Source organism: Bradyrhizobium sp. AUGA SZCCT0283 (assembly GCF_018130385.1).
GTDB lineage: Bacteria > Pseudomonadota > Alphaproteobacteria > Rhizobiales > Xanthobacteraceae > Bradyrhizobium.
The window spans coordinates 111683-134810 of record NZ_JAFCLU010000003.1 but is presented as its reverse complement, the minus strand read 5'-3'; the positions used below and the strand labels follow the sequence as shown (position 1 = coordinate 134810).

Sequence of the window (23128 nt, the reverse complement as noted above, 5' to 3'; positions counted from 1 at the left end):
AGTCAGCGTCAGCTGTTCTCCGGCGATTGCGACAAAGCGCTTCTGGTCCGTCCATTCCAGTTTGGAAAGGAACTGCCTACGACGTTAATTGCGATGCTTCTATCTGCCTCGCTTATCGAATAGGTCCCGAAGTAGGTGATCGTGCCCTCGGCTGTTTCTTAGTTTTCGTCAGGGGTGCCCTGCCATAGTATCCGTCTGGTGAAGGCCGTCTTGCCGAGTGAAGCGTGGTTGTTGAGAACTCTCCTTATGGACAGTGATAGGCGCAGTTCCCAAGTCGACTGGCTCGAGGTGGGTGGAGACGGGTCGCCGGCGGCGCTGGTCCGAGGATGAGAAGCTCAAGATCGTCCTGGAGAGCTTACAGGCACCGCGCCAGGTTGCAGTGACGGCGCGGCGATATGTCGGGCAGGCGGGCGAGCACGTCGGCGAGCCAAACATCATCCCGCCAAGCGCATCCACCAGCTCATGCCCTGGAATTGGCGACCTCAGAACGTCGCTCACGCCGAATAAGAGCGGTCAGCCATCCACTCAAGATGACCTGACCAGGGGCCGGCGCCGGACGCGTACCGTTTGCCGGTCGTGGTCAGGCTTGCACGAGGCAAAGGCGAAGATCGTGGCTCACGGGGCGCTGCGCTAACACGAGCTCAGTTAGGTTAGAAGGTATTAGGAAACGCCGCAACTGGGACCCTTACGCCGAAAGGAATTTGAGGAGCTCGCATTTGCGCGACCGTAGGGTGCGGATGGGCGAGGCTCATTGCAGCTGACCTTTGAAATATCGCTTCGCGTCGCGGTCGTCGTTATCCATTTCGCAGCATAACCCCTGACCTCCAGCGTCTGTATTCCGCTTCCGCCAACATGCCATTGCCATGTCGGACGATGAGGTATCCCTTCCCGGAACTGGGCTATATTCCTGAACCCAATTCTTCCGGGGTTTCCCCGCAGCTTGATCAAAGACGCTGAAACTGCAGCCCGATTCTGCGGAAATGCATTCGCAGGCTAGGAGCTCTTTTGCAGTTGACGAGCCTTGAAAAAAAATACTGATGAGCAGAGTGATCGTTCCACTTTTCAGCTTCAAGCCCTGCCTCCTTCGATTTCAGTCCAAATTTGCTACCTGGGTACAAATTTCGCATCTACACCCTCGTCCCCGGCTATAGCGACGGATATGCTCTTTAAAGTCGGCGCAAGTGAAGGATCAATTTGGTCCCTACCCAAGACCTCGATACGCAAGGAATATAGCGATCGGAATGGGTAGGTGAGAGATAGTTCTTCGGCTGTTGTTTCGACAGATTTTGACCATGCTTGCAGAGTGTTCGAACCTGCGGGGAAGTTGTTAAGCCAGCTTAACGGAGTAATCGGCTTTCCATCGACCCCGACTCCACGTACGAATGTGCACTTGCTGTTGTGGTAGACCACTCCATACCCGGGGTGTGAAATTGCAAAGCGAATTGGAATACCCTTCAGAGCGGTTTCATCTTCAAATTGCGCATCATAGACAGTAGCGGCAACAACGCGCTCTGGTCGCTCAGAGGCTCCGATCGATACTGGGATAGGAATTTCGATTAGTTTAGGTTCGGACTTCCGCTTAACTTGATTAGCTATCTCCGCGTTTATTTCATCCACGAATTGTTGTTGCCGGGCGGAGCGCTTCGATGCCTCGGCCGCGATTTCCAGTCCAGAAAATTTCAAAGTTTTTCGCCCCAGAAGCTTCATTTTTAGGTCTTCATACTCTAGCGAAGCGATGAGACCTTCAAACATTCTATTGATTTGAGCGCGACTCTCTTCCAGACGTTCTGTCGTCTGGCCGGCCAATAGCATGTTGAGAGATGTCGCATCAGAGAGGCGAGGGGAAAACGACTGACGCATCGTTACAGGCAATTCTAGCGGGGCGCCAGTTCTATACGAATAGCTCCTAAGCAAATTCAACGCACGATTCTTCAATTCTGTAATTGTGCGCTGTCGATACCAATATGCAATATTGAGCTGCCGCGCATTTTCTCTGACGTCTCCCACCCGCGGTGTTAACAGGGCATCTAGGCCGGTACGGGTTGCACCTAAAGCATCCATCGCACGCGCTTTTGCCATCGCGCTGGTGGCAATCTTACCCCTAAGGGTCGCCCCTTGTTCTTGTAAGTCGGAAAGCTCATTTAGCAATTCCTGAAGCCTTGCGTCCTTTTTTTCAAATGCAGTTTGTCGGAAGATTGCGCGTTGCGGCGGCCGCGCTGATCTTTCTATGTCCTTTGCAGCTTCGAAAAATTTCTGGGCAGCCGCGCTTGCGTTGGTTAGCGCGCTCGCTTCTTTACGAAAGCCGGATCGAACATGGTCTACAGCGGCCGCCCCCGTACCTTTGAGTCCACCTTTGGAAACCGGATCCTGACCGTCTGGTTGTCCCTCCCAAGCTTGTTTCAAAGTCTTTATTTGTGCTGAATATTGCTTCTGAAGCTCGGTCATTTCACTGAGGCTTATCGCAGCCTCTTCTACACTGAACGATTGGCCTCGATTGTGGTTAGCTATCGCTTTCGATGAGACTCCTAGGCCGGCACCAACAGATAGCGCAATCGGCGCTGTGACTGGGAAGAACGTTCCCACGGCCACTGCCACAAGCTGGAGAACCTTTCCGGCGGCCTCGACCTCTCCGGCAGCCTTGAGTCGTCTGGCTTCCGCTGCTGCCGCGGCTTGGGCGGCCTGTCGGCGAGTGTCGATTTCCTGAAGTATTGATAAAATTCTGTTATCAGCACCTACTAAGCTGTCTACAGCAGCCTGAATTTCAGAGTCGGCTATCTTTACCTGATTGAGCGCGGAATCTTCGTCGGCTTTTAGGGCGCGAACGGGGGCAGCCTCTGCAACAAATCGAGTCTTTGATTTAGATATAGTTTCATCCCAGAGCGGGAGCGATCCACCGGTTCCGAGCGTCCGCGCTTTTCTTTCCTTAAAATCATCGAGAAGATTTTTGAACGAGATCATCGGCATGTCGTAAGCAGATAATCCTCTCAGGTCTAAGCCCTCTGCTATGGCGTTCTTCGTGGCTTGAAATCGCAAAACGGAAGTAGGATCGCGCTTCCCTGAGAACCTCTCCAAGTAACTATCCACGGCTATACGAAGCGAGTTCCGAACGTCCGCATTGTATGGCGACGTCGAGAATATTTCGTCGATCCTAGCAGCTGTTAGTTGAGGCCATATGAGCTTATCAACAACCAGTCCCTCGTATTCGCTCAATGCATTAGATCCTAGGCTTACATCATAAGCGTCCTCCCAGCCCTCTGCTCGGCTCTTTCCAAAATCGAGTGATAAGTTGTGAACAAGACGGCTCTCTCTCGATAAGTCATAGGTGGGGGCCTGTGCCTTTGGTGGGAGGAGTATGGTCCCGACGTGAATGGAAATGCGATGCTGAACTTTTGGTTCAGGGCTTTTCCAGTCGCGCGTATAGGTCGCGAACGGTAAGAGATCGGACCGTGTGAGATCCAGGACCTTGCCAAGGATCTTAATGCTGCGGACGTCCGATTTCGCAAATTCGGTTATGCCTAACGATCCGCGTCCGCGAATGGTTATCTCATCTGCAATCAATTGAATTGACGCATCTCGAAATCGTAGGGGCGCCGAGACTATTATCCTTCGCGCTTCGAACGTGATGCTCCGTACTGTTGGCACAGCAAGATTGTCGGGCGGAAAGAAGAAAGGGAAATTTTCTGCATCAATAACTATGACGTCGCCCGCGAAGTAGAGCTCAGTTTGGTCTTCAGAAGTGGAAAATACAAAGTCGCTTGGCTTTTCCAGTTCGTCGGTAACATTGACGGACGGTTGTTCTATCGGAAGTGCGGAACAGTCAATTTCTGCGGTTACCCCTTTTGCACACATCAAGACTGACACGCTCATGATAAGCAACAGGTGCCGTGCGTGTTTCATTTGCGCCTCAGTGCTTCGTGGACGTAATTACTCCTTGCACCCCGTCAGGCCCTTTGCTTCCCGGGTCGCCAATTGTTCCTGGATCTCCGGGGGGCCCCGCTTCGGCCGGGCCTCCGCAATTGCCACCTTCACCCCTTATACCGCCAACTCCACGGGTACCTGCTTTGCCGCGCTCGCCTCCATCACCTCCCTTTCCCGGGCTTGATGTCAAAACGAGCTTTCCACTTTCGAGAAATTTTGTGAGTTTCTCGTTGTGGATAATGGCACCTCCGTCAGCGCCTGGGCCGCCTGTACCACCTGTCCCGCCCTTGCCGCCGGTGCCACCCTTGCCGCCATTCCTCGGCGAATCGCGATGGCCGATCGAGCAACGTCGGTTGTGGCCGGGCCCGCCGTCGCCTCCCATGCCGCCAGTTCCGCCCATCTGGCCCTTTCCGCCGTTTCCCCCGTTGTTCAAAACGAGCAGCCGACCGGGTCCTATAAGTTCACTGATCCTTAGCCTTGCAACACCGGCCTTTGCACCAGGTTCTCCCGTGGCACCAGTCGCGCCGGTTGGCCCCGTTGCCCCTTGCGATTCCTTGGCCCCGCCGCCGCCTTTGGGACCCGGAGCAGCTTCACCTTGTTTGGCTGGAGCCGTCTTGCCCTCGGGGAATGCACGGATTGAAAAATCTCCCTGCAGTTCAACTTTACCTGCGTTGATGTTGAGAGCTTTGCCATCCAATACGAGCTCACCTGACGGAAAAACCAAAATTTCATCAATCGGGTCTGCGGTTATGAACATTTCGGCTCCGCGTATCTCAATCCGTTCCGTATAAGGAATGGAGTTTTGAGCTCCCGCTTGCCAAGATGACATGAGCAAGATCGCGGCTGCGCTTAAGTGCCCCCGGATTGTATTGTAAGAAATCACGCTATTGCCTCCCCAGCGCAACACAATCAGAAGATTATGACGCGGATTCCGAATTGCGCAAGGTTGAGAATCGAGCCGGGCAATAAAAGGGTTTCAGGCCAACCAAAACGCGGCTAGGCCGGCGCCAACATCGAATGCTCGGAAAGGATATGGGGCAAGGGTATTGCTGAGACATTCAGGACCGAGATGAGCGCGCCGCGACAAAACGCAAAGCAAATAAGACCAGAAAGGATGATGCCGAGACCCGTTGATCATGTCTGAGATCGTGAAAGCTGTTAAGCCCACTAACGTTCCCGATATTTGCGCGGGAGTTGCAATGTATTATACAAGAAGCCGCGCTTTTGTCTGGCCGGTAATCATCACCGGGCGACGATTATAAGGCTATGAGTGGCGATCAACCTACTCGCGGCGCCAAATAACATCCGCGAACTGCGTTCAGATCGCTTCGAACTACCAACAACTACATTCAAAATGAATAGCGACCACCGTCCATTTTGTCTTGCTGCAATAGTTGCTTTAGGGCCTGACGACCGCCGTCCTCTTCCACGATAAAGCAACGAGGCTTCCCTTCTCGTCAAGTGCAGCCTGAATCTTTGCTGGCGGTTACAGCGCCGCTCGCCAGACGTTGGCGGGCTTGCGTGCGTCGCAAGCCGCTTTTCAGTAATTGGGTCAAGCATATCGTACAGGTTGTCGCACGAACGTTTTTAACTTGCAGTCGATTCACGATCGACTTAGTCTGCACCATTGATCGTTTACTGGTTTGACTGGGCGGCGGGCTGATTGTCCACGCTAATGATTTGAGCGGAGTTTTTGCATACAGAAGTGTTGGGGGCATCATGTCCGCTTACACATTTCGTTTTTGTGCGTGCGCATTAGCACGCCTTCTTTGGACCTCCTCTGCTTCAGCAATACTTGAAGGTACTCGCGCTCGCATCCGAGTTGTCGACGATCCGGCCGGCCTAGACATCGGTCGCGCGTTCGACGTTGAGCGGTTGGCGAAACCTGAGTCGCCCCATCCCGGCCAGGGTTGCTTAGCGGGAGAATCTTTTTCAGCGCTGAATTTGAGGGTTTGCCAAAGGAGCAGATGGGATAGATAGGGGGAAATCTACGATGTTGAGATTTTCGCTTCGCCTCGGGTTAGCGCTTCTTACCGGATTGCATTTGTGCGTGGTCCACTCTTACTCGGCACTTAGCTTTTCTTTAAAAACGCACCTCTGGGTCGCTCAAACGATTCTCGATGATGTGAAAGTCGACTGCGCTGTTCGCATTGTTGGCGAACAGTATGCCTTGACCTCCGAAGTGTGCGCCGCTTTGCGAAACCATCCCACTGCGTTTCTTTCCGGTGCGCTCGGTCCAGACATTTATCCGGATCTTGTAGTAGGACAAACAACTACGCACCCCGGCATTCAAGGCGGTTGGCAGACTGATCAGTGGCTCGCTCACACCGTCAAATCTGCTTCTTCGCCGGATCAACTGGCGTTCGCTTATGGGTACCTAGTGCATGCTGCCACTGATATTTTTGCGCACACATACGTTAATAACTATTCCGGCGATGTGTTTGCCCTGGGCGACGAACGAGCCGTTGAACGGCGTCATTTTGTTCTTGAGAGATACATCGACGAGCGACTTCCTACTCCAGCGCCCGATGCGAAGACCATGACCGTGCCGATCGATTGGGCCCGTGACACCTTTATCTTCAATAACGATGCGGTAGCGCAATATTTGCGAACTAGCTACGCTGCTCACTTGGTTGGGATGAATGGAGTGCGGAGGTCCGTACAAGAAAGCATTAAGCTCCTTGAAGAAATAGAGAAGACAGCTGCCACTCTCGTAGCACGGTACGTCGCTGAAACAGTCGATCTGAGCGCGCGGCAGGCTTTCGGTGAGGTTCAGCTCCAAGTCGCGAGAGAGGCTCTTCGCCTCCAGGAACTCCGATTAGCGGAGCAGAGACGCGCCGTCGATCTCGCCGAGAGAGAAGCTAACAGATTGCTGGGCGAGATACGAAGGCACGAACAGCTAATAGCATCCCTGACGAGCACGGCCGACGTTCAGCGGAACCAGGCTCGCCTTGCTCGTAACCGGCGTGACGCCCCCACCTAGCCATCCCTCGGCTTGCGCGCGATACAGCCTGGCATGAGCGGTTCGTTGGAGGTGGAACGATGGCAAATGCCATGCTTGATGCCAGGCAGGAAGGCGATTCCTATCGTCGCGTCGAGGTAATCACCGGGGAGCGCCGGCGGCGACGATGGACGGGCGAGGAGAAGGCCCGGATCGCGGCGGAGAGCTTTGAGGAAGGTGCGAACATCTCCGAGGTGGCGCGACGCAATGGCGTTTCCCGCGGGCTGCTCACGGTGTGGCGACGCCAGGTTGCGGCGGTGGTGGCCGGCAAGGCGCCGAGCTTCGTGCCGATCCAAATTGGTGCCGAGAGCGACGGCGGGACAGCTGGCGAGTCCGAACGTATTTTGGCGGCACAAACGACGCCTTTGGAGATCGCCGCGCCACCGGCCAAGCCCTTCGGGGTGATCGAGATCGAGCTGAGTGGGGCGCGCATCCGGGTTGAGCCGGGCGTGGAACTGGCAACACTTTCGACGGTGCTGTCAGCGCTTCGGGGCATCCGGTGATTGCACTACGGTCTGACCTCAAGGTGGTGCTGGCGGCACAGCCGATCGATTTTCGCAAGTCGGTGCACACGCTGTCGGCGCTGGTGAGCGAAGCGCTGCGTGCGAACCCGTATTGCGGCGACGTCTTCGTGTTCCGCAGCAAGCGCATGGACAGAGTGAAGCTTCTGGCGTGGGACGGCAGCGGCATGGTGCTGGTGACGAAGTGGCTGCACCAGGGGCGCTTCACCTGGCCGCCGATCCGCGACGGCGTGGTGCATCTCAGTGCGACGCAGCTCGCGATGCTGCTCGACGGACTTGAGTGGACGCGTGTCTCACCCAAGCCTGTGAAGCAGCCGGCCGTTGTTGGCTGAGAGGTGAGGATTTCGCTGGAGCATGCAGTGGGCGCATGTATCGTCTGATCATGGCGATTCGCCCCGATGCTCTCCCGACCGATCCGGCGGCTCTGACCGAGATGGTGCTCGCGCTTGACGTCGAGAACGAGAAGCTGCGCGTGGCGATGCAGACGCTCAAAGAGATGATCTTCGGGAAGCGCTCGGAGCGGCTTGCCACGCTCGTGGCCGAGCAACTCGCGCTTGAGCTTGACGACCTTGAGACCGGCGCCACCCCGCCTGCGGCTGCCAACGACGATGCGGCTGCGGCGAAGCCGTCTGATAAGCCGCGCAAGAAGGCGCGCCGCAACATCGGCGCGCTGCCCAAGCACCTGCCGCGCTGTGAGCAGGTGCTGGAGCCGGAGGCGACCGCCTGCCCGTGCTGCCAGGGCCAGCTCCACAAGATCGGCGAGGACGTCAGCGAGGTACTGGACATCATCCCGGCGATCTTGCGGGTGCTGCGGACGATCCGTCCCAAATACGCCTGCCGCGGCTGCACCGATGGCGTGGTCCAGGCGAAGGTGCTGCCGCGCCTGATTGAGAGCGGCATGGTTTCGACGGCCCTGGTGAGCCACGTGGTGGTCTCGAAGTTCGCCTGGTATCTGCCGCTGTACCGGCAGGTGCAGATTTTGGCCGGCCAGGGCGTCCATCTTGACCGGTCGACGCTTGCCGGCTGGGTGAAGCGTGCGGCCTGGTGGCTCAAAAGCCTTTATGAACTTCAGCTGCGGACGATCCAGGCCTCGCCGCGCGTGTTCTGCGACGAGACCCCGATGCCGGTGCTCGATCCCGGGCGACATCGCCCCCGCATCTGCCAGTTCTGGGCGCATGCCATGGATGACCGCCCCTGGGGCGGGCCTGCGCCGCCGGCGGTTGCCTACGTGTTCGCCGACGGCCGCGGCACCAAGGAGATCGCCGCACAATTGACGGGCTTTTCCGGCATTCTGCAGGTGGACGGTTATGCCGCCTACAAGGCGCTCGCCCGCGATCATGGTGGCGCAATCCAGCTCGCCTTTTGTCTCGCCCATGCCCGACGCAAATTCGTCGAGGTGTTCAAAACGACCCAGTCGCCGTTTGCGCGCGAGGTGATCGAACGCCTGCAGGCGGTCTATGCGATCGAAGCGGAGATCCGCGGCAACAGTGCGGAGCAGCGGCTGGCCAGCCGCCGCACCAGGAGCGCAGCGTTGATGGCGGCGCTCAAGGCGCGACTGACCGAGATGGTGGGCCAGCTCTTCTCCCAGTCGAAGTTGGCAGAGGCGATCAACTATGCGCTCAATCACTGGGACGGGCTGACGCTGTTTCTCCGCGACGGCCGCGTCGAGGTCGATTCCAACACGGTCGAGCGTTCCATGCGCCCGATTGCCATGGGAAGACGCAACTCATTGTTCAGCGGCAGCGAGGGCGGCGCCGAGAGCTGGGCGATCCTGGCATCGCTCGTGAACACGGCAAAGCTCCATGAACTCGATCCTCAGGCCTATCTGACCGACGTGCTGGAGCGCATCGTGTCCGGGCGAACCAAGAGCCATCAGTTGTACGAGCTGCTCGCCTGGAACTGGAAGGCGGCGCGCCAGCGCACCGCACAGGCCGTGGCATGAGCTCGCGCCGCCATAAGGCAGCGCCGTCGATGGCGGCAGCCGCGATGCCGCTTGAGGAACTCGAGCGGTGGCTGCAGGCTCGCGTCGATCGGCATCCTGCCGCCACCAGCATTCCCATGCTCGACGGCTACGTCGCCGCGATCGTGGTTGGACCGATCTCGATGAGCCCGCTCGACTGGATCTGCCCGCTGCTCGCCATCGATGCCGATGCTTTCAACCACGGCGGCACCCCGGAGTTCGCGGCGATTTCCGCCGTCGCGCTGCGTCATAACGAGATCAGCCAGACCCTTTCGACCACGCCTCGCCAGTTCGCGCCGATGCACCGGCGTGAAGTCAGTGGCGATATCGATCCGCGTCCGTGGTGCCAGGGCTTCTACGCCGCGATGCGGCTCAGGCTGTCGGTGTGGACGCCGTTGCTGGACGCCAGCAACGTCAATCACGGCCTGCTGCGGCCCATCCTGCTGCACTGTCGCGACGATCAGGGCCGTCCGCTGCTCGGACCGCCGCGAAGCGGCCGCGAGACCGAGGACTTTCTCCGCAATGCCCACCTCGACATTCCAGCGACCGTCGAGGCGCTGCGCCAATACTGGATGCCGATCCGCTACGCACGCGCCCGCTGATCACTGCGGACGTGGGAGCTCATACCGGTTACCCTTGCTCGTGACGCGGCGACAGCAGCTACGCAACAAGTCAATACTCTCAATCAAGAAATAAACAATTTGCAAGCACGTCTGGCCACCACGCCGACCCAGCTTGCCGAAAGGCAGTGCAGGTCAGTCCCACGAACTGCCTGCGAGACGTTTTGCCCGGGAGGAAGATTAAATCCTATTTGTCGTGAAGTCTGCAGGACCGTTACTGATCAGGTTTGCGATATGGTACAGGTCGTCAACCAAGAATGGAATCGCTTAACACAGGAGGTCACAAATGCTCAAAATCGACTGAGTGCCGCACAGGCAGAGGCGACTCGGTATAGCGCAATGGCATTGGAGGCCGCGGCTAATGAGGGTGCTGCCTTGCAAGAAAAGATACAACGCGAATCGACCCTCTCGGCCTTACGAACAACGAAGGTGGCGGCAGATCTCGCGTTCGACACTGCGAGGAGTTCGCTAGAGGTACAACTCGTAGCTACACAGAAGGCCCGCGAAACCGTAGAGCACCTGGAACGCGAAATCGAAAATTTGCGAAAACAGCTTGTCGACAAGCAGGCGATCAAGGCGACGATTCAGGCGGCGCTCGATGACGCCAATTTCCTCAGCTTCTTTTTTCGGAACTGGTCCACAGGAATTGACCGTGCCGGCTCCGCCTACATAGAGACAAGCCTGGAGTTAAGCAGAAACATGATTGGCGGAAAGAGCGAAGCGTTCGAATTGTACAAACACTGGCTCTCGTGCCACGGGACAGTCTTCACAGCTACACCTTATCAATTAGCAGAGGGTGGGTGTAACCTCGAGACCGAGTACCAACGCGCGCAAGCACGCCTCGATCAGCTACTAGAACGCGTCCTTCCGAATTTCATTGCTGATTTAATTGATAAGATCAACAAGTTGAAGGCACACGTCCGTGAGGAGCTTAAGAAGGCCGTCGAAAAGGCTGCGATTGAACTAGTTAAATTCGTCACAGACCCGACTACCGCAGACTTCGTTGACCTGCTGGTGAACCCCCAAAACGCTACTGCCGCGAAGCTCAACGAGGTTTTCAATGTTGAAGCGGGCGCGGGTGGGAAGCGGCTGCTAGTTTTTCCAAAAGTCTCGGACCTGATCGATTCGGACATTGGTTGCAGGAGGGACGGCTCAGCCTAGATGTATTCAAGAGCCTGCAGTATGCTATCACTCTATCAAAACTGTCTCTAATGCAACCCGGCGAGCTGAATCGGATGGTGCGTAAGGTAAGTGCAACGCCGAATTTGCCGGATGTGTTCACCGTCTCCCCGGGTAAGTACTCGGTTTTGTTTGACTCTGTCAGGTCTATTGATGGAAATCATCAATGGCAGCCGTTTGGGCTACCTTATCCACGGCAGTCTGGCGCGCCAGAACCACACGATAGCAATCATCGACATTTCGGCTACGGCCCTCTCGACGGACCCGGTAAAGGCTTCAAAATCTTCATTGAGCCTTCGCTGCGCCGCACGGTATTTTTGAAACTTTTCCCCGAGCCTATCGTGGGGTCGATCCAACAACTGCCTCAACTCAAGCCACCGACATATCCGTTCCCTGCATGTAGCAGCAATCCTTTTCCTCTCTCCTTCGTCGCGAATGGGCAACCTGCTATCGCTGACGATAGTTGCCCGAAGTGAGAACTTTCAAGGATCTGACGCTCTATCTAGGCCCTCATGACGTGGCGTTCCAGTAACAGCTGCCGGGAGACTATCAGACCTGCACCTCCCTCGCCGTACCGCGCCTGGCATCTGTATCTCCTGCCGTCTCACGGCTGTGGTTTTGATCTCCTGACGGCTGCGACGTCCTCGAGCTCGAAATCGCTGAGCTCGCAAAATCTCATCCAACTGCGAGGACAGACTGTAGACGCGCTCCAGACAGACGCCTCTGCCAGAAACAAATGGCAGCTTTCTAAAGAAGGGCTTCGAAATATTTTCGCAGACGCAATAGTTCGCAATGCCACGTTCATCGCATTTATTTCAAGAATACCCGCCGGATCGATTCTGATCGGGCAAGAATGCACGAAGGCCCGCTGCGGCACTTTATCGAGCGCTTACATTTTTCCCTACTGCGATTAACTTCGCGCCCTCAGCACGTACTAGGCTGCTCTTTCCGGATCATCATGGAACGACCGCAAGATTGCACTACCTGTTGGAGGACAATTCGGTCAAAATCGGGAGTTGCACCGGCGCCCGATTGTGGTTTCGCCGCAAGCGTTTGATCTGCTCATCTACCTGATACGCGATCGCGTAGTCAGCAAAGACGAGTTGATCTCCGCGATATTAGGGCGTCAACTCAGCCGTTGCTGCGATATCAGCGACACCCGCGGCTCGAACCCTTTGTCCGCTTCTGGCCCAGTCGGCTGCACAGCAGACGCCGTTGGAGTTGTCGCCTTGGCGCGACCATCAGGCGCCGTCAAACGTAAACGCTGGTTTATCTTTTAAGCCCCGACGCAAGATTTTTCTGCGCCTGCCGTGATCTCCGGGCCCCAACCCTGTGAAGGTTAGGGTCGAAGCGACAAGCGTCTTCGCAGCTTATGTTAATTGATTCATGCACACGGACGGGGAGCTGTGGGAGCCGGCAAAGCGGCGGCGCGGAGCCGCAACTCCTCTCCGAGAAGTCGCAGCATGCCTGCCGTAGTCGGCTCTACTACCAACAGCGTACATTATGGCCAGATCCGCGTTCATCTGCTTTGGGCCAGAGGCCGTCATCGAGCGACTTGGATGCCCAGGTGGCGACAAGTTGTGGCAAGACTCCTACGTCACTCGGGCAACCACTTTGAGCAGGCCGTCCAGCAGGTGATCGAGCAGGACCGGTTCGGAATAGGGCTTCGCAGCCGCGCGGCGACCGTGACGCTTGGCCATGGCGTTTGGGACGTCTTTCCGGCATTGGCAAGGATGCCGCAAAGTGCGGCGTAGTGCCAGGAATGGAACGTCGCCATATTGCCGAACGCTGCAATGGCCTCGTCGAAGCACCTAAATGAAAGAGGGCCAATGAAATGGAGTTCCCCCAGTAGGCATGCAGATCCGCATCAGTGCGCAAGAGCGCATCGTCGGCAGCTGCGACGATGCTGATTGGTTTGCAGAGCAATCAAATCGCGATATCGCCGACGGTAGATGCCGACTCGGAAGGCTTACTGTGGCAAGGCGCAGTGGATTTGCCGTCGAGCCGGTAAGTCCGGCCAGTTTCGGCTTCTTATCGAGGAACTGGAGTGGCAGAACACCGTAGATCCACACTCGTGATCCGACCGAACTGTCCGTGCCTCGCGTTATCTCGGGAAAACCATGACACTCTAAGAAGCCAGGATCTCGTCTCGACACTCTCTATCTAAGAACGAGAGCTGCCATCGCGCCCGACAAATTCGCCAGGTCGATTGCAAAGGCGTCGTCAAACAGACTCTCAGACTCTTCCGGTATCTCCGTCTCCGACAATATTGGATGCGCTGCCCCGGGATCGAACGCCTCCAACACATCCTCCGCAGCGCCGCTCACGCCGCTCGCCACTTCATTGAGCGCCGCGCCCGGCGCGTCGGGCGGCGATCCCCAACATTCTTTGTAGAACGCTTGCACTTCCCCGAGACTCGCGTTTTCGAACCCGATTGCGAAATCTTGCTTCACCGCATTCCATGTCTCGTTTATCGTGAACATTGATCCGCGAATGGAGTCCTGGAGCTCGATGCAAACATTGGCATTCTGCCTCACCGCGTCGGCCTGGACACCGGCAGCATTGAAATCGCTCGCGGCGATAGCGCCGTCATGCCGCTCCAGCGCGGTGAGGAGGGCATAGCAAGCGTCGGACAATTGCATGTGCCGTGCGGCCAGCAAGTGCAAGCTACGCACTGGTTCTTCCGTCGGAACGGAAGCGTCATCGATGGTCGCGCCTGTGATCCACACTTCATCGAAATCGTCGCGCGGCGGATCGGCTGCCACGACGAAGTAGTAGGACCCGAGCAGGCCGATCATCGCAGCAGATATGGAGGCGACTCTCCCGGCGGCCTTTAGTTGATCGTTGGGGAGAATACTCATGATGCCACCCGCGACTGCCAATACACCAGAAGCTTTGGCGCACGTTAACGCGAACTCACGTGACTGTTGCTTAAGCCGTTGCCTGGCTTCAGGGTCTACTTCTGGCATAGCAACCTCCGGCTCTCTATGGGTTCAGACTTCAGCCAACGTGGTTAGGAATAGCGGCTTCCGGCACGGTTCACTCACGCACGGTCATATGGAGGACTAGTGATCGCGCAACGATTTGCCAACTGCAATCGATATAAATTCAGGTCTGCGAGGGTACCCGGGGCTGCGTGCCAATTCCACGCAACCTCGCAATTTGGACTGTTGCGCGTGAATTGGCTTGGCATGCTCCACGGACTTGGATTGATCCGGTGCCACAGCCGACGGAAGACGACGTGATCTCCCTTGTCACTGAGTCCCAGATGCCCGGGCGATTTTAATTGGTACTCTTACGTACAAGCGGCGGAGACTCATCGTGGAGCCGGAGCAGGGCCGACTGGACTTGAAGCAACTTGAATGCTTCCTGCTGCCGCTCGTCGAGTTTCTTCACCCTAGCATCAACAACGGCCCTCAGCAACACATCCAGTTCGCGGAGTGACAGATCGCTGACCCAAGCGACGTCGAACGGCTTCTTTTTCACTGGCACCTCCGCTTGGGCCTGAGGCCCGCTTTCGTCTCACGACAAAATCATAGATCAGGAAATGGTTGTAAGTTCAGCCAAGCTGGTCCATCGCTCGACACCGAAGAAGAAATTCAGAATGGCAGGGAGCCCGCTGTGAACGCCGGACGGAAGGTGTCCACCGGGCGGGCCGAGCGCTTGTGCCAGTTTGCTCCCGACGAGGGGCGCAGTCGCATCGGCCGGATGCGTGGCAGCAATGGAAACTTCTCGCGCTTCTGGCCAGAAGAGGACCATGAAGACCACCGGACCTCCGACTAGATCCAACAGCATCCATCTGAAGCATCCGGCAAAGGCGCAAAACTGCGGGGCCGCCCCCGAATCGGAGACAAATTGAAAGTGGGCGGACTTGTTGATGCGTGTGAGCACCCCTTGGTCGATCTGGGCAGCACCGTGGCGTGAAAGCTTGCCCAGCTTCATCCGGCTGCCTAGCGTCAGCGGACACTGCAGCACCTTGATGTTCGCGAGCCCGCGTGCGTCGGTGATGGGATTGCCCTTGAACTGGATTGGCGGAGGCGGCGGATCTTCGCTGTCGTCGTCGGCATCGTCCTGGAGGCCGCGACCAAACGCGACGCACTGCAAAGACTGCATGTTGCGTAACGGTTCGAGGTCCGAAACTTGGTTGCCCGTGAAGTCGAGCACCTCCAGGTTCAGCTGTTGCTGTAGCGGCCCAAGGTCCGTGATGAAGTTGCCGCCGACCTGTAGCGATCGGAGACCGTTGATGGCGGAGAGTGCTTTGATGTCCTGAAGCAGACAGCTGCGTGCATCCAGGTATTCGAGCCGGGAGAACGTCTCGAGGCCTGTCAGGCTCTTTATCCTTGTAGACGGAACGTAAAGGGTTCGAAGCGGTCCGGAAAATATCTTCGGAAGACTTTCCAGTGAGGAGAGCGGTGCTTCGGGGTCGAAGGGCATACGCGGCATCAGGTACAGCTTTTCGACCCGGGCGGCCGCACGCTCCATCAGGTCCGGCGCTGCACCGGACGGTGGCACGAGCAAGAACTCGCGGGCAGCATCTCCGACACGAAGAATGATCAGTCGCTCATCCGCAAGCAAATCGAGGTCGTCCAGGCGTTCCCACCATTCCCTGAACGGCTGAATGGCCGCTCGCCTGAACAGAGGAGGCGTGGGTTCGTTCTGGGGAATGAAGAACGCGGGCTCACGGGTGCCCGCCGACACCTCTCGGGCGTGAGCCATCAGGTCGTTGAGGACGCGGGTGAATTCTCTTTCCAGGGCCTGCAGTTCGGCGCGCGGAGGCAGGTCAACGAAAATCATTGAGCCATCCTCTGTGAGCGCGTAACGGATGTCGCTCAGGGCGGACCAATACCGTTGCTTCCTCACAAGGCAGTCCGCGAGCACTTCGCGCTTCTGCTGCGATTCGAGTTCGGACCCGAACGGGATCGCGAGCGTGTCGTAAGTGACAAGCTCGGCTTCGTACGCGGCTGCGTGCTCGTGGGCCGCCTGTGCGAAAGTATTCAAGTGGGCCCGAATGCTCGCGGCGTCGGAGCCTGGAATTTGGATTTGCTGTCCTTGACCGGCAGTCTGGTTGATTTCAATCGCAATTTCCGTGTGCGACGAGGTGTCGGCCGTCGCGGCACCAAACGCGAGATTGAAGCTGCCGCTGGCGATAAAACCGTTCAATTCGCCGTGCAGGCTCGCCGCAACCTTCTGCTGATGACTGGTATTGGATGAGGTAATCCGCACCAGGGCATGAAGTTCTCCGCCGGTGCGGAGCGCCTCAGTAAAGCGGTCGCCGAAGGAACGCCGGAACTGCTCCTTGTCCATGGCCTGAATTAGCGCAGCCGCATTGGGTGTCGGCCTGAAGTTCCTGCCAAATCGCAGCGCGTTTGTGACGACGCATGATGCAAGAATGTAGGTCGAAGATCGATTGATGGCCTGGTTCTCTGCAAACGAAAACTTGGCGCCGCCGGAGAAAAGACCATAACGCGCATCAACGTCCGCACTGAAATTCAGCGCCTTCTCCAGCGACTCCTGCGAAGTGACCATCCGAAACAAGAAACGGGCTTGCTGACCGTCTGCGACCGGATCCTCACCGGCGGTGTCTGGGACCAGACCGGTGCCAACTCTCTCCATCGTGAATGAGTTGAAGCCCTGACCGATTACGTGGCCATCGAAGGGAACAATGATCCGTTGGCGTTCAGGCATTGTCACCCCCTGATGGCAACCCGTTCGAACAGAATTTCGAACGCTTACTCATTCTCCGCAGGGCCAAGATACGACTGCCAGCATCTATTTCACGAAATAGCTGCACTGTTAATGCCCGCCGTTCGCGTGATCGAGAACGCCTGTCGACGATCACCACCCGGACACGGGTCGGAACCGATTCCGGTTCAATTTCAATTCCGCTCTTGGACAGACATTGCGCGAAGTCATCTTCGAACGTCATGGGTCCCCCTAACATCCATTCGTGCTGAAAAACGCCACCGCACCCTCATGTTGCGCCAAAATTACGGCACAACTGCGGCTCTTTTCGGGGCGCGCCAAACGAGATCCGCGAGCAGACGCTGGAGAACGATTTTAGAGAACGCGCTCACCACAGCGAGCTTGCAGCGCAAGACGATGATCGACTGCGAAATGGTTGCGGCGACCTGCGCGCTGTACGCCACTCCGCAGATATCGAGAACGACCGGAGCGCCTCGGAGAATGCCTCGCGCAAGGCAGTGTGATCGTCACCGTTGGCAGTTGCCCGATTTGTACCTGTTGGCGTGCGCATGCGGACTGCTGCCCGAGACGATGCGCACGCAGCGTCGCGCAAGAGCATGTGGCTCTACTCGACGTGCTTTTCCCCAATACTGCACTCCCGTGCGCGAGATGCCGAGATCAGCGGTGATTGCAGGCAGAGGTTTCGCGAGCGCCAAGCGTCGCGAGACTAGATTGCGGATGGTCAGCAAAGGGTCAAAAGCTGCCATGTTGACGTGCTCGTGGGCAACCAAGCCGCCGATGGACATCTCCATTCGAGGATGCCATCCGTCGGGCATTGATTGACGCCGCGGCGTCGCTGACAACGCCTATTGTCTGCGACCAGTCGTTTGCTCGATCTTTCGACCCACGGCAGGACCACGGGCACGCTGGCGTGGCATGGGATGGCCGTCCACGACTTGGCCGTTGACCTTTAAGATGCTGGTGCCACCCTTGCCGAAGCTTGGGCCGTCATACTTCCAGTCGAACTCCAGCGTGTGCTTGCCCGGCGCGAGCTCCACCTTGCCCTGCCATTTGACGCGCGGCAGCTGCAGGACATTCCACGTGAACACCGGCCGGCCTTTCAGCAGATAGAAACCGTAGCCGCCGAACCGTCGGCCATCGGTGATCCGCCGCTCTGCGGAACGGTGATCTCCGCGGCGATGGTGTACGCGCGATCGAGCAGGTTGGACGCGCCGCCGATGACGGGGAACGGCACGTTGCTCAGCGAGCCCGTGTAGGTGAAGAGAGTCCGACCGGGGGCGTGGTTCGGCTTGTCTGTTGAGACGGACCTGGCATGTGGCGCACGCAGGCACCGGCTCACATTGGCGGCGAGCACGTCATGCCGAAGCTCAGGCAGCCGTGGCCTGGACAAGGGCGCATACCCTGTGGGCAAATAGGCGTAGGCGTTGGATCGGGCGGAACCCCACTGCACGTCCCCAGGTCCCGATAGACGAAGGTGAGCGGCTGGTCGCAGTTCCTACCCCACTGGCTCACTCTGCAAAGACGGACGGTCACCTCTTCGCCGCCCGCCGCTCCCAGCGCGTCGCCATTCACGGACCATGACCCTCGGTCGGAAAGACCGGAAGGTTTCCAGGCGCCGCCGGCCATGAGCCGCTGCAAGAGAACCTGCTCGTTCTCCTGGAGGACGCCCGCACCCCGGCAGATGCAGTAGATTTGCTGGCTGCACTCAGAGCTGCATGAGCACCCCGGGAGCGGTACCGCAGGTCGCGAGAGCCGGAAAAACCGAATGAAGTAGTCACTTTCCCTTATGGAGGTCGTCAAGTAAAATAGAGGGGCTCGGTCGTCTTCGGTCTCGAGTGCGCGCCGCAATTCGATGGCTCCCTTGTCGAGCTCGATGTTCATCTTTCGAAGAGGGATCATATCGGGCTTAAGGTCCTCCGTGGTTGCGTTTAGCCCAGATTCACCTCCGCGCAGCTCGGGGGCGATCTGCCCGGCAAGCAAAGGTATAACATCCCAGGTCGACGTGAATCGTGCTCCCGCGAAACCAATGCTCGCTGAGATCATCGAAATTGGGCCTTGCAGGTACGGCTCGGGAGGATCAGGCGGATCGGGCGGTGGATCGAAAGGGTCTGGAAGCTGGGCTACATTCAGTTCCGCGTCGAACACGAGCGTCAGTCTGAGCACGACGGCGAATTCGGCCTGAATGCCCGGATCGGTCGAGGCTGGCAGGGGTCCAGGGGTTGGTGACACGAACCCGATTCGATTCCCGCTCACCACATACTTTAGGTCGAGGCGATTGGGAAACAGCGACGGGTTCAGTTGACGCCCTCGGAGTTCGCCAGCCGCGGCGAGATCGCAATAGAGCCACGCGCGCACCGAGCCCCTTGCCTCAAACCTCCCCCGGATCCGGTCGCAAAACGTGGGCCTAAAGTCGGCCCAAGCAAGACGAAGACGGTCGCTCAGCGATGGCCCTGCCCGCTCGGCAGGTAGCGGAATCGCTTCCGGCTGCCCCGGGGATGCCAGCTCAAGCCTTATGTTCCCCGGCCAGTTGTCGATGTAGCCTTCTTCGTCGGCCGAGGCGCTGGCGGCCAAGAAAGACGCAGCCAGGACGACCCCGAGAAACGTCGCCGCAAGGCTATGTTCTTTCTCAGACATAGGAGCTCACTCCGGCAAGGATCGGGTCCATCGCCGGCGCGCAGGCACCGATGTCGCGGCGAGTGCGAGGGTCCCCCAGGTTGCATGTGAGACTAGCTCGCCAGGCGAGCGCCGGCAACTAACGCAGCGTGTATTTGAATGCATGAAAGCCTGAAAGCCTGACAAGGATTCCGGCCCCGGCGGGGCCGCCGCGAGCCCGCGCGACAGCCGGTGCTGCAGGTGCCAGAAACAGACTCATTGCACCGCAGCTTGTAGTTTTATCCGGTCATCTAGTCGTGGCGCAGCAACACTTCCCGCCCAGCTTTAGCTGAGCGGGATCGTCTGGGCGGTACGGCAGCTTCAGCCGCGCCTGGCGGCCGCGACGTAGCCGGTCGTGACCTCGTCCTTGTGGGCTGCAAAAGCTGCCAGGACTTCGGCCTTCTCGCGTTTCGGGACCTTGGCGAAGTCCAGCGTCCGTCCAAGTTCGGCTGCGACCTCATCGAATTCGGCCGGGGAGATACGGAGATCCCGATGGGCCTCCTCCAGGCCAACCGGCGTCTTGCCGGGCTTGGTCGCGGTGAACTGGAAGGGCCCACCCGAAACGTTGCAGGCCCATAGCGTGCGCATGAACTTGAGGCCGGGCAACCTTTTCAGGTTCTTGGTGTGCCATTCCCGCAGTTGCGGGTTCTGGACTTCTGGCCGACGACGGGGTTCTTCACGACGGCGTCACTGAAGTGATCCACCACCGCCGCGATGGCGAATACGCCCCCCAGCCGCTCGTACAGACTTTTCTCAGACATGGTTTCCTTCGTGGTTTCCTTGGCCTGCGCGTAGGCGGTATCAGCCCACGCCAAAGCAACCGGGACGGCGCTCAGTGTCTTGTGAGGGAAGTCGAAAGATCCTGTGCCATTGGTTGTCCTCCTTGGTTATGTTCGAAGGGTCCCATCCCGAGGCACGTACGCGGTGTACGAACTCGGTATTGTCCGGTGCCAACGGATCTGTCCGCAGGTCCCTGGACCTGTCGTATCGGGTTTCCTCGCTGCCCACCTTGGATGGTCTTGAAGGGAAAAGGTTCCCGTCAAAACCGGAGCGGCGTCGGATCCCTAGGAACGCAGGCGCAATGGCGAGGCGTATTGCTCCGTGTTCCTGGCGGCGGCGGATTACGCTGCGCTAATTCACTCACCCGCAGAGGGCTCACTTTAACTAAAGCTTTAGACAGGCTGGCATTGTTGGACTGAACCGAACAGGCGATTTTCTGGAAGCCGCCTCACGGATCGAGCTCTATCGCTGACCCATGAAGTCCGATTTTTCAATTGGCAGCGCTTATGTCTGACGGAGGTTGAAGAACGCGTGCGGACCTTTCATCGCTTCGCGTTCCTTCATGGTCGCCTTTTAGGACCTCAACCTGCGCAGGGTCAAGCTCGGAGAACAAATGCGCTGTTTGTTTGATGGCTTCACCGGTTTCTCCTGGGTTGTACCGGTATCATCGCCGGCACGACTCCGACCCCGAGAACCGCAAGGCGCTTGGCGGGGCTGAGATGCAAACCGCTGCTTGAGCGTCACCTGCCCGTGATGCGGTTAATAAGGCTCACGGCATTTAAGAGCGTGGATGCCTCATTAAGCGGTTGCTCGATATCCAGCGTAATCTCCACCGCCTTGTCGGAAAAACCCGCGCCGGCCCAGGCATCAGCCGCCCGCACGATCCCGGCGGCCTTATCGAGACGAATCCGGACCTCGCCAGGGACAAGTTCTACACCCAGGCGGTCGACGACCTGCACCCTCTCAAGGCGGTGGACGAGGGCGCCTAGCCAGCGGCCTCGCCGGCGCGGGCGGCCAGCGACAGCGGCGAGGTGTCGGTCACCTCATAGGCGCCCATCGCCTCGCGCAGCCGCGGCGGCATCGGGTCCAGCATGCGCATGTCACGTACGGTTAGTTCACTGGCTTCTGCATCCATTGGCTTTGGCTCCTTTGCCGCGACCAGCAATGCTCCGTATGCGGCCGAAGTCGAGCGAAAAACGAGGCAATCATGTTGCTTCTTTCAAGCGAGCTCTAATGATCAGACGATTTTCACGAGCTTTTTCAGAATTCCGACGGAATCGACGGATATTTCGCGGCAGATCGCTATGAATTCCACGACGTCAATGCGCCGTTCGCCGGCCTCATACTTGGCAACGAAGGACTGAGGCTTGGCGAGCCTGGCTGCCAATTCATGTTGGGTGAGGCCGGCGGCTTTGCGCGCATTGATCATTAGCGCACGAAAGGCGATCTGCCCTTCGGAATGGACTGATTTGTTCAGTTTGCGCGCGCGAGTTCCCATCGGCGCGGCAGCCTGATCCCATGTTCGGATAATCCCAAAATGGGATAATTTTAACTGTCTTGCTGCATTGTCTCAGCACCCGGTGGACTTCCCCCGGAAAGGAAGTGAATTGCCGTCAGGTCAATTCAGAGGCTTTGCCATGGACTATGACGAAAACGCGCTACCAGCGACGGACAATCTCAACCCGTCGCTCCCGGGCCGCCTGGCATTTCATCCACCGCATTTACTGCATGCTGGTGCTGTTGACGCTGCGACGGCGGTTGGTGACAGGACGGCCGTATCGTTCGAGCCTGTAGCAATGAGGTACATCAAACTCGGCGAGAACGGAAAGTGGGCTACTAAGGCGCTGCAGGAGGGTATCCTTCCCTTTGGCTATCGATCGATCGACCATCACAGTTGCCTGATCGGCGATTGGAACGAGGTGCGTCACCAACTGGTTGGGATAGGACGATCGGCACAGGGCGCGAGCCAAGGCTTGCGTGAAATAAGGGATTTCTATGGTCTGCCGGCCGGCACCCTTTGGGTTACGGCGGCCGATGGCCATTTTTGGTGGGCCTTCGCGGACGGCCCCGTCCTCGTGGATGATCGGGACAATCAAGATGAACCCCCGCGGTATCGGCGGACTCGCGCGGGGTGGTCCAACAAAAGCTTGAACGGGCAACCGCTCACAATGCGAAGTCTGAGTTCGGCATTGACGCGCACCGCCAGCTATCAAATGACCATCTGTACCGTTAAACACGCGGATTATTTGTTGCGACGCATTCGCGGCGTACGCAACCCGCTGCATGTCCAGGCAACCGAACACGCGACCAAATTGCGTGAGGCCGGCCTGCATATGATTCGGCAACTGGATTGGCGGGACTTCGAGACCTTAGTGGATTTGATCTTCGCTCGGGGCGGATGGCAGCGCACCAGCGTGCTGGGAAAGGATCAGATCGATGTGGACCTGGTCCTTAGCCAGCCGCTCTTAGGAGAGACCGCCTGGGTGCAGATCAAGTCCACGGCGTCTCAGGCGGGTCTCAATGATTACCTTGGTCGGTTTCAACGGGATGGGAGTTGTGAACGCTTCTTCTTCGTCTGCCATTCCGCTGCAGGTCCGCTTACCCTGCCTGCGCAACCGGGGCTGCATCTTTGGACCGGCGGGCGGCTGTCTGAGGCCGCGATCGATGCTGGCCTGCTTAACTGGCTGATAGAGCGGACGGGCTAGAGGAGCCAGCGGCTGGCAGAACGTTCGCGAACTCTTCGGGCTCGTTGACCTTCATGCAGAAGCCTCCAGCCTCGGCGCCTCTTGTACTA

At 58.0% G+C, this 23128-nt stretch carries 22 protein-coding genes; 7 read left to right on the top strand and 15 right to left on the bottom strand.

Translation table 11 applies throughout. From position 1 onward, the window contains the following. Positions 1–8: 8 nt before the first annotated feature. From JQ624_RS39670 to JQ624_RS06160, 3 genes are all read right to left on the bottom strand, one after another. The gene (locus tag JQ624_RS39670; protein ID WP_212418191.1) at positions 9–140 is read right to left on the bottom strand and encodes a lipocalin-like domain-containing protein; all 132 of its coding nucleotides are present in this window, start codon (positions 138–140) and stop codon (positions 9–11) included. Between the two features lie 964 nt (positions 141–1104). After that, positions 1105–3897, bottom strand: a complete 2793-nt coding sequence (locus JQ624_RS06165) for a hypothetical protein (RefSeq protein ID WP_212417969.1) — start codon at positions 3895–3897, stop codon at positions 1105–1107. A gap of 7 nt (positions 3898–3904) precedes the next feature. Further along, positions 3905–4675, bottom strand: coding sequence for a hypothetical protein (locus tag JQ624_RS06160; RefSeq protein ID WP_212417968.1), 771 nt, complete (start codon positions 4673–4675; stop codon positions 3905–3907). A gap of 1236 nt (positions 4676–5911) precedes the next feature. Here JQ624_RS06160 and JQ624_RS06155 point away from each other — a divergent pair. From JQ624_RS06155 to JQ624_RS06130, 6 genes are all read left to right on the top strand, one after another. Further along, the gene (locus JQ624_RS06155; protein ID WP_212417967.1) at positions 5912–6901 is read left to right on the top strand and encodes a zinc dependent phospholipase C family protein; all 990 of its coding nucleotides are present in this window, start codon (positions 5912–5914) and stop codon (positions 6899–6901) included. 59 nt (positions 6902–6960) lie between these two features. Then, complete coding sequence (tnpA, locus tag JQ624_RS06150) at positions 6961–7422, top strand: IS66-like element accessory protein TnpA (RefSeq protein WP_212417966.1); 462 nt, start codon at positions 6961–6963, stop codon at positions 7420–7422. Then, positions 7419–7772 carry an IS66 family insertion sequence element accessory protein TnpB gene (gene tnpB / locus JQ624_RS06145; protein ID WP_212417965.1) on the top strand — a complete coding sequence of 118 codons (354 nt, stop codon included), beginning with the start codon at positions 7419–7421 and terminating at the stop codon, positions 7770–7772. Before tnpA ends, tnpB begins: the two co-directional genes overlap by 4 nt. 50 nt (positions 7773–7822) lie before the next feature. Beyond that, a complete protein-coding gene (gene tnpC / locus JQ624_RS06140; RefSeq protein ID WP_212418190.1) occupies positions 7823–9382 on the top strand; it encodes an IS66 family transposase in 1560 nt (519 codons plus the stop codon). Positions 9383–9411: 29 nt separating this feature from the next. Continuing rightward, positions 9412–10002, top strand: a complete 591-nt coding sequence (locus JQ624_RS06135; protein ID WP_212417964.1) for a UPF0149 family protein — start codon at positions 9412–9414, stop codon at positions 10000–10002. A 252-nt stretch (positions 10003–10254) separates the two neighbouring features. After that, positions 10255–11181, top strand: coding sequence for a hypothetical protein (locus JQ624_RS06130; RefSeq protein ID WP_212417963.1), 927 nt, complete (start codon positions 10255–10257; stop codon positions 11179–11181). A 2177-nt stretch (positions 11182–13358) separates the two neighbouring features. On the opposite strand, the gene JQ624_RS06125 is transcribed toward JQ624_RS06130, so the two are convergent. From JQ624_RS06125 to JQ624_RS06075, 12 genes are all read right to left on the bottom strand, one after another. Next, on the bottom strand, positions 13359–14168 hold the full coding sequence (locus tag JQ624_RS06125) for a hypothetical protein (RefSeq protein WP_212417962.1): 810 nt from the start codon (positions 14166–14168) through the stop codon (positions 13359–13361). 313 nt (positions 14169–14481) lie between these two features. After that, positions 14482–14685 carry a hypothetical protein gene (locus JQ624_RS06120; RefSeq protein ID WP_212417961.1) on the bottom strand — a complete coding sequence of 68 codons (204 nt, stop codon included), beginning with the start codon at positions 14683–14685 and terminating at the stop codon, positions 14482–14484. Positions 14686–14739: 54 nt separating this feature from the next. Beyond that, entirely contained in the window at positions 14740–16884 is a 2145-nt protein-coding gene (locus JQ624_RS06115; RefSeq protein ID WP_212417960.1) for a leucine-rich repeat domain-containing protein, read from the bottom strand. 524 nt (positions 16885–17408) lie between these two features. Beyond that, positions 17409–17693: a hypothetical protein gene (locus JQ624_RS06110; protein ID WP_212417959.1), complete on the bottom strand. Its 285-nt coding sequence runs from the start codon at positions 17691–17693 to the stop codon at positions 17409–17411. A gap of 54 nt (positions 17694–17747) precedes the next feature. After that, complete coding sequence (locus tag JQ624_RS06105) at positions 17748–17990, bottom strand: hypothetical protein (protein ID WP_212417958.1); 243 nt, start codon at positions 17988–17990, stop codon at positions 17748–17750. 11 nt (positions 17991–18001) lie between these two features. Next, positions 18002–18256, bottom strand: coding sequence for a hypothetical protein (locus JQ624_RS06100; RefSeq protein ID WP_212417957.1), 255 nt, complete (start codon positions 18254–18256; stop codon positions 18002–18004). Then, the gene (locus JQ624_RS06095) at positions 18238–19536 is read right to left on the bottom strand and encodes a hypothetical protein (RefSeq protein WP_212417956.1); all 1299 of its coding nucleotides are present in this window, start codon (positions 19534–19536) and stop codon (positions 18238–18240) included. The genes JQ624_RS06100 and JQ624_RS06095 overlap by 19 nt, the downstream gene beginning before the upstream one ends. A 339-nt stretch (positions 19537–19875) precedes the next feature. Beyond that, positions 19876–20160: a hypothetical protein gene (locus JQ624_RS38435; RefSeq protein ID WP_249129454.1), complete on the bottom strand. Its 285-nt coding sequence runs from the start codon at positions 20158–20160 to the stop codon at positions 19876–19878. A gap of 5 nt (positions 20161–20165) precedes the next feature. Beyond that, positions 20166–20315, bottom strand: a complete 150-nt coding sequence (locus JQ624_RS38430) for a hypothetical protein (RefSeq protein ID WP_249129453.1) — start codon at positions 20313–20315, stop codon at positions 20166–20168. A 759-nt stretch (positions 20316–21074) separates the two neighbouring features. After that, on the bottom strand, positions 21075–21293 hold the full coding sequence (locus JQ624_RS06085) for a hypothetical protein (protein ID WP_212417955.1): 219 nt from the start codon (positions 21291–21293) through the stop codon (positions 21075–21077). Between the two features lie 26 nt (positions 21294–21319). Further along, positions 21320–21469 (bottom strand): hypothetical protein, encoded by a 150-nt coding sequence (locus JQ624_RS06080; protein ID WP_212417954.1) that lies wholly within the window; start codon positions 21467–21469, stop codon positions 21320–21322. 102 nt (positions 21470–21571) lie between these two features. Continuing rightward, entirely contained in the window at positions 21572–21763 is a 192-nt protein-coding gene (locus tag JQ624_RS06075) for a helix-turn-helix transcriptional regulator (protein ID WP_312014386.1), read from the bottom strand. Between the two features lie 208 nt (positions 21764–21971). Here JQ624_RS06075 and JQ624_RS06070 point away from each other — a divergent pair, with 208 nt between their 5' ends. Next, complete coding sequence (locus JQ624_RS06070; protein ID WP_249129452.1) at positions 21972–23039, top strand: restriction endonuclease; 1068 nt, start codon at positions 21972–21974, stop codon at positions 23037–23039. The last annotated feature ends 89 nt before the right edge of the window (positions 23040–23128 follow it).

Coding starts and splice junctions, on each gene's coding strand:
- JQ624_RS06165 (WP_212417969.1), bottom strand. CDS start 3,897: ATGAAACACGCACGGCACCTGTTGCTTATCATGAGCGTGTCAGTCTTG.
- JQ624_RS06160 (WP_212417968.1), bottom strand. CDS start 4,675: ATGTTCATAACCGCAGACCCGATTGATGAAATTTTGGTTTTTCCGTCA.
- JQ624_RS06155 (WP_212417967.1), top strand. CDS start 5,912: ATGTTGAGATTTTCGCTTCGCCTCGGGTTAGCGCTTCTTACCGGATTG.
- tnpA (WP_212417966.1), top strand. CDS start 6,961: ATGGCAAATGCCATGCTTGATGCCAGGCAGGAAGGCGATTCCTATCGT.
- tnpC (WP_212418190.1), top strand. CDS start 7,823: ATGGCGATTCGCCCCGATGCTCTCCCGACCGATCCGGCGGCTCTGACC.
- JQ624_RS06135 (WP_212417964.1), top strand. CDS start 9,412: ATGGCGGCAGCCGCGATGCCGCTTGAGGAACTCGAGCGGTGGCTGCAG.
- JQ624_RS06130 (WP_212417963.1), top strand. CDS start 10,255: ATGGTACAGGTCGTCAACCAAGAATGGAATCGCTTAACACAGGAGGTC.
- JQ624_RS06125 (WP_212417962.1), bottom strand. CDS start 14,168: ATGCCAGAAGTAGACCCTGAAGCCAGGCAACGGCTTAAGCAACAGTCA.
- JQ624_RS06115 (WP_212417960.1), bottom strand. CDS start 16,884: ATGCCTGAACGCCAACGGATCATTGTTCCCTTCGATGGCCACGTAATC.
- JQ624_RS06110 (WP_212417959.1), bottom strand. CDS start 17,693: ATGGAGATGTCCATCGGCGGCTTGGTTGCCCACGAGCACGTCAACATG.
- JQ624_RS06095 (WP_212417956.1), bottom strand. CDS start 19,536: ATGTCTGAGAAAGAACATAGCCTTGCGGCGACGTTTCTCGGGGTCGTC.
- JQ624_RS38430 (WP_249129453.1), bottom strand. CDS start 20,315: ATGTCTGAGAAAAGTCTGTACGAGCGGCTGGGGGGCGTATTCGCCATC.
- JQ624_RS06080 (WP_212417954.1), bottom strand. CDS start 21,469: ATGGATGCAGAAGCCAGTGAACTAACCGTACGTGACATGCGCATGCTG.
- JQ624_RS06075 (WP_312014386.1), bottom strand. CDS start 21,763: ATGATCAATGCGCGCAAAGCCGCCGGCCTCACCCAACATGAATTGGCA.
- JQ624_RS06070 (WP_249129452.1), top strand. CDS start 21,972: ATGGACTATGACGAAAACGCGCTACCAGCGACGGACAATCTCAACCCG.